Here is a 15,308-nt window from a genome sequence, read left to right on the forward strand (position 1 = left end):
AGAAACAAAAAAGCCCCGTCGCAAGACGGGGCTTTTACAGCGAGGTCGCGATCAGGCCGCGACGATGCTTACGTACCTGCGACCGAAAGCACCTTTAACCTCGAACTTGACCACGCCGTCCACTTTCGCGAACAGGGTGTGGTCCTTGCCCAGGCCAACGCCGACGCCGGCGTGGAATTGGGTGCCGCGCTGACGCACGATGATGTTGCCGGCCTTGATGACCTGGCCGCCGTACATCTTCACGCCAAGGCGTTTACTTTCTGAGTCGCGGCCGTTGCGGGTAGAACCGCCAGCTTTTTTGTGTGCCATGAGTCAAATCCTCCAAAAAGGAAATTAGGCCTGGATGCCGGTGATCTTGATTTCAGTGAACCACTGGCGGTGGCCCTGGCGCTTCATGTGGTGCTTACGACGGCGGAACTTGATGATGCGCACTTTGTCGTGACGGCCTTGAGAGACCACTTCAGCGACTACTTTGGCGCCATCAACGACCGGAGCACCGATTTTCACGTCTTCGCCATTGCCGATCAGCAGGACGCGATCGAAAGTCACGGATTCGCCAGTGGCGACTTCCAGCTTCTCGATCTTCAGGAATTCACCTTCAGCGACTTTGTATTGCTTGCCGCCGGTAACGATAACTGCGTACATGGATTTTCTCCGTTAAACCTGCTCACCCGACGCTTTATAAAAAGAGGTATCGGTCGGCATGGCTGCATGGCGCCGGAACTGACGCCCATGCAATTGCGTAAGGCAGGAAAATGCCCAAGGAAGTTCAGGGGCCGCGATTGTACGCAAGCCGCGATTGCCGCGCAAGCACCGCCAGCACTCGCCTTGACAGGCCCCGGCCCGGTCCCTAGCATGCCGCGCAACCCAATTGGAGCACCTCTGGCCGATGCAACCCCAGGCTTTCTACCGCGTGGTGGCGGACGATTTCACCGCAGTCGACGACATCATCCGTCGGCAGCTGACCTCCCGCGTTCCTCTGGTGGAAAAGATCGGTGACTACATCGTCTCTGCCGGCGGCAAGCGCCTGCGCCCACTCCTGGTGCTGTTGGGCGGCAACGCCCTTGGGTTCGGCGGCGATCAACTGCGCCTGCTGGCGGCGACCATCGAGTTCCTGCACACCTCCACCCTGCTCCACGATGACGTGGTGGATGCCTCCGGCCTGCGCCGCGGTCGCTCCACCGCCAACGCCCTGTGGGGCAACGCACCCAGCGTACTGGTGGGTGACTTCCTCTATGCCCGCTCATTCGAAATGATGGTGGAACTCGGCTCCATGCCGGTGATGCGCATCATCTCCCAGGCCACCCGGGTCATCGCCGAAGGTGAAGTGCTGCAGCTGTCCAAGATCCGCGACGCCAGCACCACCGAAGAAACCTATATGGAAGTCATCCGCGGCAAGACCGCGATGCTCTTCGAAGCCTCCACCCACAGCGCTGCTGTGCTGGCCGGCGCCAGCGCCGAGCAGGCAGAAGCCCTGCGCCAGTTCGGTGACGCGCTGGGTATCGCTTTCCAACTGGTGGACGATCTGCTCGATTACCGTGGCGATGCCGCTACCCTCGGCAAGAACGTCGGCGACGATCTGGCCGAAGGCAAGCCCACCCTGCCTCTGATCGCCACCATGCGCGACGGCACCCCGGAACAGGCCAGCGTGGTGCGCAAGGCCATTCAGCAAGGCGGCAGCCAGGACCTGGAAGGCATCCGTGCCGCCGTAGAAGCTGCTGGCGCCCTGGACTACACCGCTCGCCTGGCGCGCGACTATGCCGCCCGTGCCATCGCCTGCCTGGACACGTTGCCGTCCAATGCCTACCGCGATGCCTTGGTCGAGCTCACAGAGTTCGCCGTCGCGCGAACTCACTGAGTAGCGAACAGCCGAAAGCCCGTCCAAGCGACGGGCTTTTTTCTGCCTCGACGAAAGGTCTCGATTAGCGCTTGCTATTTTGCTAATAGGAATTATTCTCATCTCAACGCTTTTCAAGGAGATGAGCCATGACCTACTTGATCGATGCCTGGCTGGATCGCCCCCACCCCTACCTGCGGATACTGCATCGGGAAACCGGTGAAGTCTGCGCCGTATTGGAAGAGGAGGCCCTCGACGAATTACGCGACCAGGGCGACCTTGACCTCGCCGGCCTGAACTCCAGCGAGCCCTTGGTGCTCAAGGAGCTGGTGCGCAACCTTTTCCTGTTCTGCTACGCCAGGGCATTACGCCCCCACGGCGAAGTGCACTGAGTGGAGAACGGGAATCTGGATGACGCCAGGATGCGTCATCCGCAGGACAGGCGCCCGGGCGCCAGTCCTGCAGCGAGGGCAAAGGCGCCCTCGCCGGTTCCTGGCCGGGCCAGGGAAGGCTCGACCAGGAGTCAGCCTGGATCAGAGGATTTCCAGGAGTTCCACGTCGAACACCAGCACGCTGTGCGGCGGAATGCTGCCGACAGCCTGGCCACCATAGGCCAGCTCGCTCGGGACGTGCAGGCGCCATTTGCTGCCGGCGTTCATCAGTTGCAGCGCCTCGACCCAGCCAGCGATCACGCCGCCCACCGGGAATTCGGCCGGCTGGCCGCGATCGTAGGAGCTGTCGAACACGGTGCCATTGATCAGGGTGCCGTGGTAGTGGGTGCGCACGGTGTCTTCTGCCGACGGCTTGGCGCCCTCGCCCGCCACCAGCACTTCGTACTGCAAGCCGGACGGCAGGACGGTCACGCCTTCACGCTTGGCGTTTTCAACCAGGTATTCGCGACCGGCACCCGCAGCAGCTTCGGCCTTGGCCTCGGCTTCGGCCTGCATGCGCTCGCGGATCACACGGAAGCTGGCCGACAGGGCAGCACCATCAACGCGGCTTTCCAGGCCCTGGAAAGCGTCGCTGAGACCAGCGAGCACTGCGTCCAGGCTCACGCCGGGCGGGGGATTGTCACGGATCTGATCGCCGAGCTGACGACCAATGCCGTAGCTGACGCGGGTTTCGTCGGTGGAAAGATCAAGTTGGGACATGGCGGAACTCCGCTCAGGGAAAAAAAGGCCGGCCAGACTAGCACAGCTTCCTTTCCCCGGCGCGGGGTCCGGTCCGCTACTCCACGCTCAGTGGGAACTGCGGGTTGAAATGGGAACGCGCACGGTGTCCTGGCTGTCCGCCGCCATCCCACACATCTCGTCATGCACCACGTTGTGCACCAGGTGGAAAGGAAGATCCGGAAACTCATGAAGCACTTCTCGGGCATGCTCCACCGACCGCAGCTGAGTGGCATGGCCGCGGCCATCGTCCAGGTGATGGGAACGGCCATCGATCCTGGCTTCAAGCAGGTAGATGCCGCCTTCCAGGGAGATAAGGTTGATTTCTTCAACGTGCCCGGCACGGGCATGGCTGGTGAGGTCGTGCAATTTCATGGCTTCGCCCTCGCGCGCTGTACACCTCAAATCTAATGCACAGCGCCAAATACCGACGGCAGAAACGCAACCGCCCGTCCGCTTTTCAGCGGCCGGGCGGCATGGACGGCAAAGAAGTGCGAATCAGTGGTCGTGCTTGGTCATCTTGTCCAGGTAGCCCATGGCGAAAGCAGAGATAACGAAGGTCATGTGCAGGACCACGTACCACATGATCTTGTCGTTATCGATGTTCTGCGCGTCCATGAAGATGCGCAGCAGGTGGATGGAGGAAATCGCCACGATGGACGCGGCCACCTTCATTTTCAGCGAGCCGGAATCCATCTTGCCGAGCCAGCTCAGCTTCTCCTTGTCATCATCGATATCCAGTTGCGAGACGAAGTTCTCGTAGCCGGAGATCATCACCATAACCAGCAGACCGCCCACCAGGGACATGTCGATCAGCGAGAGCAGCACCAGGATCAGGTCCGCCTCGGTCTTCTCGAACACATGGGGCAGGATGTGCCACACCTCCTGGAAGAATTTCAGGGTCAGCGCCAGCAACGCCAGGGACAGGCCGAAGTAAATGGGAGCCAGCAACCAGCGCGCGGCGTACATCGAATTTTCTAGTAAGCGTTCCATGGCTTCTCGTAGTCAGCAAATAAACCGGCCGCGAGTATAACGGCGTGCTTCCTACAGAAAAATAATGGCAACGCTACAGGCATATCCCCAAACACTGTGGATAAGTCTGTGCATGAGCCCTGGAGTGTCCAGTAGACGCCCCATCACCCGCCGGCCAGCGGCAGTTGCTCAAAAGCTGTCCAACCAGGAAGCCGTCAGGTTTCGGGGCGGAACTGGTAGTCGCCGAGGTTCCGGCAACGTGTGCCGTTGATGCGGCGTAGCTCACCCTGCAGGTGCAGGCGCCAGATCGGCGGGTCATGGGCTTCGGTGTAACCCTGCTCAGCCAGGCAATCCGCTATCGCGGACAGTACCGACTCTGCCACGAGAGGTCCGTGGAATGGGCCCTGGGCTTTGATCGCCGAGGGCTGCTCGCCCGACATTCCTGCCGCACAGAGCAGTGTCCAGAGTCCATTCTCTCCCGCCAACGGACGGATCACGCATTCGATCCGGGTCACCAGTCCCAGGCACTGGCGGGTAAGGCAGAGGTTGCGCGTCATGGCGGCTTTCCTCGCAGAGGCCTGTTTTCAGCCTACACCCGAGTTGGGACCTGCGAAAGCACGATGCTTATCCACGCGAGCTGTGGATAACCCTGTGAACAGCGTGAGGGAAAAGTGGCGGGACGCAGGCTACGCAAGCATTCGCCCCTACCGCTCAATGACCGACCAGCCACACCGGGAACCCGATCCGGTGCAGCCAGTCGGCGCAGGTTCAGGCCTGGCCCTGGGTCTTGTCCGCACCCGGCGCCTTGCCGGGCCCCTGCTTCGGCACCTTGCGCGCCGGTTTGGGCGGCGAAGCAGCTTTGGCAACGGCCTCCACCACTTCCTGGGCCGGCGCGGCCTTCTCTTCTTCTTCCAGGCCCATCTCGGCGATTTCCCGCAGGCGCGCCACCACGCGGGCGTTGACGCTGCCCTCCGGGAACTGGCCCTTGTCGTCCGGCACACCGGCCGGTTCGCCTACCAGCAGGCTGAGGGCCTCGTCGGCCTGGCGAACCGCATAGACGTGGAAGCGGCCTTTGCGCACCGCGTCCAGTACGCGCTCGTCGAGCATCAGGGTGGTGACGTTGGCGTGGGGGATGATCACGCCCTGCTCGCCCGTCAGGCCACGAGCCTCGCAGAGACGGAAGAAACCCTCGATCTTCTCGTTGACCCCACCCACCGCCTGCACTTCACCGAACTGGTTGATCGAGCCGGTGATGGCGAAGCACTGCTTGAGCGGCGTGCGCGACAACGCAGAGATCAGCGTGCAGGCTTCACCCAGGGAAGCGCTGTCGCCGTCCACGTAGCCGTAGGACTGCTCCAGGGCGATGCTCGCGGAAATCTCCAGCGGGAACTCCTGGGCATAACGACTGCCGAGGTAGCCCGTGAGGATCATCACGCCCTTGGAGTGGATCGGCTGGCCGAGGTTGACCTCACGTTCGATGTCGACGATTCCCGAACTGCCCGGGTAGACGGTGGCGGAAATCCGCGCCGGTACACCGAAGGCCGAATCGCCCACTTCCAGCACCGTCAGGCCATTGCACTTGCCTACGGCCGCACCGGCGGTATCGATCAGGATGACGCCTGCCAGCATGTCATCGAGAATGCGCGCGGAAACCCGACCGGTGCGGGTGGCCTTGGCCTTGAGCGCGCGATCGATATGGTCGGCACCGGTCACCGGTGCGCCGGCCAGTTGGCGGATGAAGTCAGCCTCGCTGACCAGTTGGAACAGGTCGCCGATACGCGCCGACAAACGTCCCTGATGCTCGGCCAGACGGGCGCTGTAGGTTGCCAGACGGGCGACGGCAGCGGCGCTGAGCGGCGCCATGCCCTCTTCCGAGGTGCGGGTTTTCAGCAACTGGGCGAACTGTTCCAGGCTGTCGTCGGACAGGGCGATCTCTTCATCGAAGTCCACCAGCACACGGAACATCTCCTGGAAGTCCGGGTCCAGGTCCTGCAGCGTGTAGTAGAGCTGGCGCGAGCCAATGATAACCACCTTCACCTGAAGCGGAATCACCTGCGGCGTGAGGGTCACGGTGGCCAGGCGGCCCAGCTCCGCGAGAGGGGACTCCATCTTCAGCTGACGCGAATGCAGCGCACGCTTCAACGCATCCCAGACGAAGGGTTCGCCGAGCAGTTTCTCAGCCTCCAGCACCAGGAAGCCGCCGTTGGCGCGGTGTATCGCTCCCGGACGCAGTTGGCGATAGCTGGTGTAGAGGGCGCCCTGATCGGTGCCGTACTCGATACGGCCGAACAGGTTGTCGTAAGTGGGATGGGACTCGAACACCACGGGAGCACCGCCGTTGGCATGGTGCCCCACCACCAGGCTGGGACAGTACTGCTCTTCCAGCAGCTCTCGGCGCTGGGCATCCGGCTTTTCGTCCAGCAGTTGGTCCACCACCGTCTTCAGCAGGTTGACCTGCATGGCCTGCAGGTAAGCCACCACACCGGCATTCTCCGCATACTTTTCCGACAGGGGAGAAAGCAGCGGCTGCAGAGCCTGGGTAATGGTTTCCTCGTTCAGCTGGCGCAACTGGTTGCTGGACTCGCGCTTCCACTGCGGCAGGCTGGACAGCTCCTCGTTCAGGCGCTCTTCCAGAATTGCAATGTCGTCGTGAAAACGCTCGCGCTCGGCCTCTTCCAACTGGGCGAAGTCCGCCTCGTCCAGGGCCTTGCCGTCCTTCATCGGGGTGAAGGCGATGTTCGCGCTATCGCGATAAAGGGCGACGTCCTTCTCCAGGGCCAGGCGCTCGATCACGTCCAGGGCGCGGTCATAGCGCTGGTTGAAGGCGCGGTCGATGGCGCTCTTCTTCTGTTGGAAGGTGGGCGTCTCGAACACCGCCGGGAAGGTGGACAGGAGGTTATCCACAAGCTGTTCGATGTCGCAGATGAAGTCCTGCGCCTCGCCTGCTGGCAACTGCAAGGCACGGGGTTCGCGCGGCTCGTCGAAGTGGTTGACGTAAACCCAGTCCGCCGGCGTGTCCAGGCGTTTGCCCTCGGCCTTGAGGTAACGCTGGACGAAGGAAAAGCGGCCGGTGCCCGGCTCGCCCATCACATAGACGTTGTACCCGGGGCGAGGCATGGCCACACCGAACTGCAGGGCCTCTACCGCACGTTCCTGGCCGAGCACGCCCCGGAAGGGCTCCAGGTCGTCAGTGGTCTTGAAGCTGAACTGGTCCGGCTCGAAGGGACGGGTCAGCGCATCGGGCGTCAGTCGCAGGCTGGCAGCGAAGGAGTCAGGCATCGAGTGTCCTTAATGGCTCGGCAAGAAAGCAATGGCCGCATTCTGGCGCCGCCCTGACATCACTGGCAAGGCATTGCGCCAGAGCTGATCAATGGGCCAGGTCAGCGCAGCCCAGGCAGTACTCGGCCGCCGGCAGCACAGCCAGGCGCGCCGGCTCTATGAGCTCGCCGCAACGCTGGCAATAACCGTAGCTGCCGTCGGCCAGGCGTAGCTTGGCCATACCCACGCGGCGCAGGGCCGCCTGAGTCTCGGCAAGGATGGCCTCGAGCACTTCGTCGTTCTCCCGCTGGATCGCCTGCTCGGCGAAATCCGGCGAGTGGCTGCGGGCCAGGTCCTCGCGAATGGCGTTGGCGCGAGCGGTGTACTCCGCAATCAGGGCATCGAGTGTGGCCATAGGGTCAGTAGCGGTCATATTGGAATCTCCCCAGTTCACCCCCTAAGTGTGGACGCTGTAACGCAGCCTGCATCCCACTCCGGCAAACTTGCGCAAATGCCGGCCATCGCCTTGCTTGACACCCGCCCCGGCCTTACCCAAAGCTCCGGCCGAAGAACCTCTCACCAAGAAGAGCTGCGCCCTTGAAACGGATTTTCCCGTACCTCGCCTTGTGCACCTGGATCACCGCCCACGCTGCTCCCGAAGTCCCCGCCGAACGCCTCCAGGCATTGGCGGACGATCCTTACTGGATCGCCCTGGGTCATTACGAGACCGGCAAACTGGGCGGCTGGCGCAGCTATGTGGATGACGCTGATTTCTTCCTCGCCGAGGGTGGGCCGAACAATCCGGCCGACGAACTGCGCGCCACCCTGGACGCGCTCTATGCCCCGGCTGATCTTGGCGACAAGCACCCGCAATGCACCTACCCGGCGCGCACCCGCTGGCTGCGCGAGCAACTCCAGCTCACCGACCTGCCGCAGCCGGCCTGCAGCGAGTTCAAGGCCTGGTACGCCGACGTCAACCCACACAGCACGGTCCTGGTGTTTCCCGCGGCCTACCTCAACAGCCCCTCGTCCATGTTCGGCCACACCCTGCTGCGCATCGACCAGCCGGACATCCACGAAAACAACACCGTAATGCTCAGCTATGCGCTGAACTTCGGTGCCTTCATCGAGGGGGCCGACAACAGCATCCTCTACGCCTGGAAGGGCCTGATGGGTGGCTACCCCGGACTGTTCGCCCTGGTGCCCTACCGCGACAAGCTCAAGGAATACAGCCGCCTGGAGAACCGTGACCTCTGGGAATACCGCCTGAACCTCACTGCCGAGGAAACAGGGCGCATGGTTGAGCATGTCTGGGAGCTGAAGCAGATCCGTTTCGATTACTACTTCTTCGATGAGAACTGCTCCTATCGTCTGCTGGAACTGCTGGAAATCGCCCGCCCCGGCATCGAACTCACCGACCATTTCCCGATCACCGCCATCCCGACCGACACCGTACGCGCGGTCAAACAGGCCGGCCTGGTGGAGTCCATCGACTACCGACCCTCGCGGGAGAAGGAACTGCTGGCCCGCGCTGCACCCCTGGATGACGCCGAACAGCAGTGGGTGCTGCGTCTGGCCGACGACGAGAAACTGCTGGACGACCCGGCTTTCCTCGCCCTCCCCGCGCCGCGGCGCGCGCTGATCCAGGACGCGGCGTTCCGTCTGGTGCGCTACCACTCCACCGGTGAGGAGCGCACCCGCGAGAACGCCATGCGCAGCTACAAGTTGCTGCAAGGCATCAACCGCAACCCACCACCGGAACTGGACATCGAGCGCCCCAGCCTGCCCGAGGAAGGTCACGAGTCGCGAACCTGGCAGCTAGGGGCCGGCACACGTGAAGACCGCTCCTTCGCCGAGTATGGCCTGCGCATGGCCTACCACGACCTCAACGACAACCTCTCCGGCTTCCCGCTGGGCGCGCAGATCGAAATCCTCCAGCTCAAGCTGCGCCAGTACGAGGACAACCACTGGCAGCTGCAACGCCTGGACCTGGCGACCATCCGCTCGCTGACGCCGCGCGGCGAGCTACTCAAACCCTGGTCCTGGCAGGTGGCCGGGGGGCTGGAACGCGTGCTCGGAGAAGACGGCGACGAGCGCCTGGTCAGCCACCTCAACGGCGGTGTCGGCGGCTCCTGGCAGCTTGCCGAAGATGCATTGGGTTTCGCCCTGGCCACCGCACGCATCGAGCACAACGAAGACTTCGCACCCTTCATCGCCACTGCCGCAGGCTTCAATACCGGCCTGCTCTGGCACAACCCACTGGGCAGCCTCAGCCTGGAAGCCTCCGGCGACTACTTCCACAATGGCGAAGTCCGCCGCCGCCTGTCCCTCAATCAGCAATGGGACATTTCCCGCAACCTCGGGCTGCGCCTGACAGCCCAGCGGGAGTTCAGCCAGCTCGCCGCGCCGGTCAACGAGGTGATGCTGGAGCTGAAGTGGTACCACTACTGATTGGCGCTGGATGATGGGTTTCGCTTCGCTCTACGCCATCCTGCGTGGTAGGTCTGGCCTGATCTGCAGGATGGGTTGAGGTACGAAACCCCGAGTTCCGTCGGTAAGATGCGCGCCTGCCCCATCACAACGGGCCCAGAATGGTTATCCACCCCCTCGTCAGGCGACGCAGATGAACACCAACGGCCCCCAATTGCTGGAAGTATCCAACGGCAAGCCGATCAAGCTCTGGACCCAAGGCGTCCCAGTGGAAGAGGAAGCCCGCCAGCAACTGATCAATACCGCGAAGATGCCCTTCATCTTCAAGCACCTCGCGGTGATGCCCGACGTGCACCTGGGCAAGGGGTCGACCATCGGCAGCGTGATCCCCACCGTAGGCGCCATCATTCCTGCCGCCGTCGGCGTGGACATCGGCTGCGGGATGATTGCCGCCCTTACCTCCCTGCGCGCCGCCGACCTACCGGACAACCTCCGCGGTCTGCGCAGCGCCATCGAGCGTGCCGTCCCCCACGGCAAGACCTTCGGCAAACGCGACCAGGGCGCCTGGGATGACGTACCGGATGCCACCGACCAGGCCTGGCGCTCGCTCTCCAGGCGTTTCAAGGCGATCACCGCCAAGTACCCGCGACTGGAAAAGACCAACAACCGCCATCACCTCGGCACCCTGGGGACCGGCAACCACTTCATCGAGGTCTGCCTGGACGAGGCCGACCGGGTCTGGTTCATGTTGCACAGCGGCTCGCGCGGGGTGGGCAATGCCATTGGCAGCCTGTTCATCGAGCTGGCGCAGGCCGATATGCGCCAGCACCTGGCCAACTTGCCGGATCGCGACCTCGCGTACTTCGAAGAAGGCAGCAAGCACTTCGACGACTACGTGGAAGCGGTGGGCTGGGCCCAGGACTTCGCCCGGCAGAACCGCGCCTTGATGATGCAGGCGGTGATTGCTGCCGCGCGCAAGGCCATCGGCAAACCCTTCGAGGCCAGCCTGGAAGCGGTGAACTGCCACCACAACTACGTGCAGAGGGAACAGCACTTCGGCCGCGAAGTGCTGGTGACGCGCAAGGGCGCGGTGTCGGCGCAGAAAGGCGAGCTGGGCATCATCCCCGGCTCCATGGGCGCCAAGAGCTTCATCGTCCGCGGACTGGGTAACGAGGACGCCTTCTGCTCCTGCAGCCACGGTGCCGGTCGCACGATGAGCCGAGGGCGGGCGAAGAAGCTGTTCACCGTGGAAGACCAGGCCCGCGCCACCGCCCACGTGGAGTGCCGCAAGGACAAGGATGTGATCGACGAGATCCCCATGGCCTACAAGGATATCGATGCCGTGATGGCGGCTCAGCGCGACCTGGTGGAAGTGGTGCATACCCTGCGCCAGGTGGTCTGCGTCAAGGGCTGACGCCGCGCGGGCGCAAGGCCTCTCGCGATTACACGTGCAGGTTGTGGCAGAGCGCAGCGAAGCCCAACAAGGGACTTCGCTGCACCCGGCAGAGCGCGGTAGTTACACCACGCCCTGCGCCAGCATTGCGTCGGCCACTTTCACGAAGCCGGCAATGTTGGCGCCCTTGACGTAGTTCACCCGCCCGTTTTCCTCACCGTAGCTCACACAGGCGTGGTGGATGTTCTGCATGATGCCGTGCAGGCGCTGGTCCACCTCGCCGGCGGTCCAGTGCAGACGCATGGCGTTCTGGCTCATCTCCAGGCCGCTGGTGGCCACGCCGCCGGCGTTGGACGCCTTGCCAGGTGCAAAGAGGATCCCCGCCTCAGTGAAGATATCCACAGCCTGCAGGGTGGACGGCATGTTGGCGCCCTCGGCAACGCAGACGCAGCCATTGGCCAACAGCGCCCGGGCGTCTTCGGCATCCAGCTCGTTCTGGGTCGCGCAGGGCAGCGCGATGTCGCAGGGCAGTGCCCAGGGACGCTGGCCCGGCAGGAAGCGCAGGCCTGTGCCGCTCAACTCGCTGAGTCGACCACGGCGAACGTTCTTCAGCTCCATCAGCGCCGACCACTGCTCCTGGGTCAGGCCGGCCTCGGCAAACAGGGTACCTTCCGAGTCGGACAGGGAAATCACCTTGCCGCCTAGCTCCATCACCTTCTGCGCTGCGTACTGGGCCACATTGCCGGAGCCGGAAATGGCCACACGCTGACCATCGACGTCGCGACCGATGCCCTTGAGCATTTCCTGAGCGAAGTAGACACAGCCGTAACCAGTGGCCTCCGGGCGAATCAGGCTACCGCCGTAGGCCAGCCCCTTGCCGGTGAACACCGAAGTGAATTCGTTGGAGAGGCGCTTGTATTGGCCGAACAGGAAACCGATCTCACGGGCGCCAACGCCGATATCACCGGCCGGCACGTCGAGATCGGCACCGATGTGGCGGTACAGCTCACTCATGAAGGACTGGCAGAAGCGCATGACTTCGGCGTCGCTCTTGCCCTTGGGGTCGAAGTCCGAGCCGCCCTTGCCACCGCCCATGGGCAGCGAAGTCAGGGAGTTCTTGAACACCTGTTCGAAGGCGAGAAACTTCAGGACGCCGAGGTTCACCGACGGATGGAAGCGCAGGCCGCCCTTGTAGGGTCCGATGGCACTGCTCATCTGCACGCGGAATCCGCGGTTGACCCGGACCCGGCCCTGATCGTCGACCCAAGGCACCCGGAACAGGACGGCACGCTCCGGCTCGACGATCCGTTCGATGATGCCGGCCTCCAGGTACTGCGGGTTGGCCTCAAGGAATGGCCACAGGCTGCGCAGCACCTCTTCCACAGCCTGATGGAACTCAGGCTGGTCGGGGTCGCGTTGCTTCAGGCGCAGCAGGAAGGCGTCGACAGATTGCGTCATGACTCTCACCAATTTTTCTTTTATGAACAATTTATGGCGCGAGACTCTATCAATCTGACCAGCACCTCGATAGGGCAAAATGACGCATATTTGAATCTTTTTGGTGCAATACCTATAAATCCGCATCCTGAAAAGCGGAATCTCCCTAGAAATCCTGCTATTCGAGGGTGCCGGCGTCCGGTTACTCCAACGAAAATTCGCACCAGCGATGTGCGCTCAGCGCACCATGCCGATTCACAAGACAGCGGGGAGAATCAGCGCCCCGCAGATTGCCGCAACACCTGACGGGGATTGATACCCAGTCCGCTGCGCTTGCCACGCATCACCACCGCGCCGCGATCCGGCAGGGAGTACCAGGTATCCTCAGGCACGCAGACGCCGACGCCAACGGCCGCATCGTCCAGCACCAGCTCAACGCGGAACTGGCAGCCCAGGCCGCCATCGTCCTTGTCCAGCACCCGCGCGGCGAATTCGGCGTCCTGCCCCAACCACTGGGTGTAGAGCGCGGCTGCCGGAACCTGCAAGGCGCCCCAGACCACCAGCACCAGTAGCGACCCCAGCATCAGGTGCAATGACCAGCGGGCGGCATCGGTTTCCAGACCGAACAGGGTGCTGAAACGCTCACGCCGCGCGAGCCAGGCATAGAGCCCGCCCCCCAGCACCAGGGAACAGGGCACGGCGCCCAGCTTCCAGGCCGGAGAGGGATAGAAGGAGAAGTACAAGCCGCAGACGCCGAACAGCGCCAGGGTCGAGAGCCAGAACAGATAGTGGTTGAATCCTTTCATCGAACCTCCAGAAACGAAAACGGAGCCTTGCGGCTCCGTTGTCGCGTTGGCGCTTACTGCGCCAGCTTCTTGTAACGCACACGGTGCGGCTGGGATGCCGCGTCGCCCAGGCGCTTCTTGCGGTCCGCTTCGAACTCGGTGTAGTTGCCTTCGAAGAAGCTCACCTTGCCGTCGTCCTCGTAGGAGAGGATGTGGGTGGCGATACGGTCCAGGAACCAGCGATCGTGGGAAATCACGATGGCGGCGCCGGGGAAGTCCAGCAGCGCTTCTTCCAGCGCACGCAGGGTTTCCACGTCGAGGTCGTTGGACGGTTCGTCGAGCAGCAGCACGTTGCCGCCCTGCTTCAGGGTCAGGGCCAGGTGCAGGCGGCCACGCTCACCACCGGAGAGGTCCTTGACGAACTTCTGCTGGTCGGCGCCCTTGAAGTTGAAGCGGCCGACGTAGCTGCGCGACGGGACTTCGTAGCTGCCGATCTTGATCTGCTCGAAACCGTCGGAGACCTGCTCCCACACGGTTTTGGTGCCTTCCAGGCTGTCGCGGCTCTGGTCGACGCTGGCGATCTGCACGGTTTCACCGATCTCGATGGTGCCGGAATCCGGCTGCTCCTTGCCGGTCAGCATGCGGAACAGGGTGGACTTGCCAGCACCGTTGCCGCCGATCACGCCAACGATGGCGCCTTTCGGAATGCTCAGGGACAGGTTTTCGATCAGTACGCGATCGCCATAGCCCTTGGTGACGTTGTGCAGTTCGATGACTTTGTCGCCCAGGCGCGGACCAGCCGGGATGTAGATCTCGTTGGTTTCGCTGCGCTTCTGGAATTCCTGCGATTGCATTTCCTCGAAGCGTTGCAGACGGGCCTTGGACTTGGACTGACGAGCCTTGGCGCCCTGGCGCACCCACTCCAGTTCGGCCTTCATGGCCTTGGCGTGGGAGGCTTCCTGCTTGGCTTCCTGGGCCAGGCGGTTGGCCTTGGATTCCAGCCAGCCGGAGTAGTTGCCCTCGAAGGGGATGCCGTGGCCACGGTCCAGCTCGAGGATCCAGCCAGCGACGTTGTCGAGGAAGTAACGGTCGTGGGTAATGGCTACCACGGTGCCGGGGAAGTCGTGGAGGAAGTGCTCCAGCCAGGCCACGGAGTCGGCGTCCAGGTGGTTGGTCGGTTCGTCCAGCAGCAGCATGTCGGGGGCCGACAGCAGCAGGCGGCAAAGGGCCACTCGGCGCTTCTCACCGCCGGAGAGGTGTTCGATCTTCGCGTCCCAGGCGGGCAGGCGCAGGGCGTCGGCGGCGACTTCCAGCTGGCGCTCCAGGTTGTGGCCGTCGGAAGCCTGGAGAATGGCTTCCAGCTTGGCCTGCTCGGCGGCCAGGGCGTCGAAGTCGGCGTCCGGCTCGGCGTAGGCAGCGTAGACCTCGTCCAGGCGGGCCTGGGCCTGCTTGATCTCGCCCACCGCCTCTTCGACGATGTCACGCACGCTCTTGGTCGGGTCCAGCTTGGGTTCCTGGGGCAGATAGCCGACCTTGATGCCGGGCATCGGGCGGGCTTCACCATCGATCTCGGTATCCACCCCGGCCATGATGCGCAGGAGGGTCGACTTACCTGCGCCGTTCAGGCCGAGCACGCCGATCTTGGCGCCCGGGAAGAAGGACAGGGAAATGTCTTTGAGAATCTCACGCTTCGGGGGCACGACCTTGCCGACCCGGTGCATGGTGTAGACGTATTGAGCCATGGCTGACCTTGGTGCTGTGACAAATAGTGGATAAGGCGGGGAGCGACAATTTGGGAACAGGCGCTCCCGCGCGCGTGCGGCAAAGCTACCGGAATGCACCGGGGAGGGCAAACGACGCTCGTCGTTCGTACTGGCACTTTGGAGGCCTTCAAGGCATGCTAGCCGGTCCGCGGGCCCCAGGGTCCGGGACACCCCGTCACCTGCCAATCGAGCAGTAGCAGGAACGCCATCCGTGCCAGCCAACCCACGCCCGCCAGCCCAGCACGAGCCAGGACTCCCTCTGGC

Annotated in this window: 15 protein-coding genes; 4 read left to right on the forward strand and 11 right to left on the reverse strand. The window is 63.2% G+C overall.

Annotated elements, in window-relative coordinates; translation table 11 throughout:
• Positions 1 to 51: 51 nt before the first annotated feature.
• Together rpmA and rplU are read right to left on the reverse strand one after the other, a co-directional pair.
• Positions 52 to 309, reverse strand: coding sequence for a 50S ribosomal protein L27 (rpmA, locus tag G559_RS0118280; protein WP_028629631.1), 258 nt, complete (start codon positions 307 to 309; stop codon positions 52 to 54).
• Between the two features lie 24 nt (positions 310 to 333).
• Positions 334 to 645, reverse strand: coding sequence for a 50S ribosomal protein L21 (rplU, locus tag G559_RS0118285; protein WP_016490856.1), 312 nt, complete (start codon positions 643 to 645; stop codon positions 334 to 336).
• A gap of 244 nt (positions 646 to 889) precedes the next feature.
• Here rplU and G559_RS0118290 point away from each other — a divergent pair, with 244 nt between their 5' ends.
• Together G559_RS0118290 and G559_RS0118295 are read left to right on the forward strand one after the other, a co-directional pair.
• Positions 890 to 1,858, forward strand: coding sequence for a polyprenyl synthetase family protein (locus tag G559_RS0118290; RefSeq protein ID WP_028629632.1), 969 nt, complete (start codon positions 890 to 892; stop codon positions 1,856 to 1,858).
• A gap of 128 nt (positions 1,859 to 1,986) precedes the next feature.
• Complete coding sequence (locus G559_RS0118295; RefSeq protein ID WP_028629633.1) at positions 1,987 to 2,229, forward strand: PA4570 family protein; 243 nt, start codon at positions 1,987 to 1,989, stop codon at positions 2,227 to 2,229.
• Between the two features lie 141 nt (positions 2,230 to 2,370).
• On the opposite strand, the gene G559_RS0118300 is transcribed toward G559_RS0118295, so the two are convergent.
• The 6 genes from G559_RS0118300 to G559_RS0118325 all read right to left on the reverse strand — a co-directional run bounded on the left by G559_RS0118300 (position 2,371) and on the right by G559_RS0118325 (position 7,669).
• Entirely contained in the window at positions 2,371 to 2,988 is a 618-nt protein-coding gene (locus G559_RS0118300) for an FKBP-type peptidyl-prolyl cis-trans isomerase (RefSeq protein WP_028629634.1), read from the reverse strand.
• 87 nt (positions 2,989 to 3,075) lie between these two features.
• Positions 3,076 to 3,381 carry a DUF6482 family protein gene (locus G559_RS0118305; RefSeq protein WP_028629635.1) on the reverse strand — a complete coding sequence of 102 codons (306 nt, stop codon included), beginning with the start codon at positions 3,379 to 3,381 and terminating at the stop codon, positions 3,076 to 3,078.
• Positions 3,382 to 3,504: 123 nt separating this feature from the next.
• Complete coding sequence (locus G559_RS0118310) at positions 3,505 to 3,999, reverse strand: TIGR00645 family protein (RefSeq protein WP_028629636.1); 495 nt, start codon at positions 3,997 to 3,999, stop codon at positions 3,505 to 3,507.
• A 194-nt stretch (positions 4,000 to 4,193) separates the two neighbouring features.
• On the reverse strand, positions 4,194 to 4,535 hold the full coding sequence (locus tag G559_RS0118315) for a PA4575 family protein (RefSeq protein ID WP_028629637.1): 342 nt from the start codon (positions 4,533 to 4,535) through the stop codon (positions 4,194 to 4,196).
• A 211-nt stretch (positions 4,536 to 4,746) separates the two neighbouring features.
• Positions 4,747 to 7,257: a Lon protease family protein gene (locus G559_RS0118320; protein ID WP_028629638.1), complete on the reverse strand. Its 2,511-nt coding sequence runs from the start codon at positions 7,255 to 7,257 to the stop codon at positions 4,747 to 4,749.
• 88 nt (positions 7,258 to 7,345) lie between these two features.
• Positions 7,346 to 7,669 (reverse strand): TraR/DksA family transcriptional regulator, encoded by a 324-nt coding sequence (locus G559_RS0118325; protein WP_028629639.1) that lies wholly within the window; start codon positions 7,667 to 7,669, stop codon positions 7,346 to 7,348.
• 164 nt (positions 7,670 to 7,833) lie between these two features.
• Between G559_RS0118325 and G559_RS0118330 the strand changes: the two genes are divergently transcribed.
• A complete protein-coding gene (locus G559_RS0118330; RefSeq protein WP_028629640.1) occupies positions 7,834 to 9,687 on the forward strand; it encodes an Lnb N-terminal periplasmic domain-containing protein in 1,854 nt (617 codons plus the stop codon).
• A 172-nt stretch (positions 9,688 to 9,859) separates the two neighbouring features.
• On the forward strand, positions 9,860 to 11,080 hold the full coding sequence (locus tag G559_RS0118335) for an RtcB family protein (protein WP_028629641.1): 1,221 nt from the start codon (positions 9,860 to 9,862) through the stop codon (positions 11,078 to 11,080).
• Positions 11,081 to 11,182: 102 nt separating this feature from the next.
• Here G559_RS0118335 and gdhA read toward each other — a convergent pair whose 3' ends face one another.
• From gdhA to ettA, 3 genes are all read right to left on the reverse strand, one after another.
• Positions 11,183 to 12,517, reverse strand: a complete 1,335-nt coding sequence (gene gdhA, locus G559_RS0118340; RefSeq protein ID WP_028629642.1) for an NADP-specific glutamate dehydrogenase — start codon at positions 12,515 to 12,517, stop codon at positions 11,183 to 11,185.
• A gap of 254 nt (positions 12,518 to 12,771) precedes the next feature.
• Positions 12,772 to 13,302 (reverse strand): hypothetical protein, encoded by a 531-nt coding sequence (locus G559_RS0118345; protein WP_028629643.1) that lies wholly within the window; start codon positions 13,300 to 13,302, stop codon positions 12,772 to 12,774.
• Positions 13,303 to 13,355: 53 nt separating this feature from the next.
• Entirely contained in the window at positions 13,356 to 15,023 is a 1,668-nt protein-coding gene (ettA, locus tag G559_RS0118350; RefSeq protein WP_028629644.1) for an energy-dependent translational throttle protein EttA, read from the reverse strand.
• Positions 15,024 to 15,308 lie beyond the last annotated feature (285 nt).

It is taken from the genome of Metapseudomonas resinovorans DSM 21078, from assembly GCF_000423545.1.
GTDB lineage: Bacteria > Pseudomonadota > Gammaproteobacteria > Pseudomonadales > Pseudomonadaceae > Metapseudomonas > Metapseudomonas resinovorans.

What these genes read in the sequence shown, in the direction of transcription:
- G559_RS0118335 (WP_028629641.1), top strand. Translation starts at nt 9,860, where the DNA reads ATGAACACCAACGGCCCCCAATTGCTGGAAGTATCCAACGGCAAGCCG.
- G559_RS0118295 (WP_028629633.1), top strand. Translation starts at nt 1,987, where the DNA reads ATGACCTACTTGATCGATGCCTGGCTGGATCGCCCCCACCCCTACCTG.
- G559_RS0118315 (WP_028629637.1), bottom strand. Translation starts at nt 4,535, where the DNA reads ATGACGCGCAACCTCTGCCTTACCCGCCAGTGCCTGGGACTGGTGACC.
- rpmA (WP_028629631.1), bottom strand. Translation starts at nt 309, where the DNA reads ATGGCACACAAAAAAGCTGGCGGTTCTACCCGCAACGGCCGCGACTCA.
- G559_RS0118345 (WP_028629643.1), bottom strand. Translation starts at nt 13,302, where the DNA reads ATGAAAGGATTCAACCACTATCTGTTCTGGCTCTCGACCCTGGCGCTG.
- gdhA (WP_028629642.1), bottom strand. Translation starts at nt 12,517, where the DNA reads ATGACGCAATCTGTCGACGCCTTCCTGCTGCGCCTGAAGCAACGCGAC.
- G559_RS0118290 (WP_028629632.1), top strand. Translation starts at nt 890, where the DNA reads ATGCAACCCCAGGCTTTCTACCGCGTGGTGGCGGACGATTTCACCGCA.
- G559_RS0118300 (WP_028629634.1), bottom strand. Translation starts at nt 2,988, where the DNA reads ATGTCCCAACTTGATCTTTCCACCGACGAAACCCGCGTCAGCTACGGC.
- G559_RS0118305 (WP_028629635.1), bottom strand. Translation starts at nt 3,381, where the DNA reads ATGAAATTGCACGACCTCACCAGCCATGCCCGTGCCGGGCACGTTGAA.
- G559_RS0118310 (WP_028629636.1), bottom strand. Translation starts at nt 3,999, where the DNA reads ATGGAACGCTTACTAGAAAATTCGATGTACGCCGCGCGCTGGTTGCTG.
- ettA (WP_028629644.1), bottom strand. Translation starts at nt 15,023, where the DNA reads ATGGCTCAATACGTCTACACCATGCACCGGGTCGGCAAGGTCGTGCCC.
- rplU (WP_016490856.1), bottom strand. Translation starts at nt 645, where the DNA reads ATGTACGCAGTTATCGTTACCGGCGGCAAGCAATACAAAGTCGCTGAA.
- G559_RS0118320 (WP_028629638.1), bottom strand. Translation starts at nt 7,257, where the DNA reads ATGCCTGACTCCTTCGCTGCCAGCCTGCGACTGACGCCCGATGCGCTG.
- G559_RS0118325 (WP_028629639.1), bottom strand. Translation starts at nt 7,669, where the DNA reads ATGACCGCTACTGACCCTATGGCCACACTCGATGCCCTGATTGCGGAG.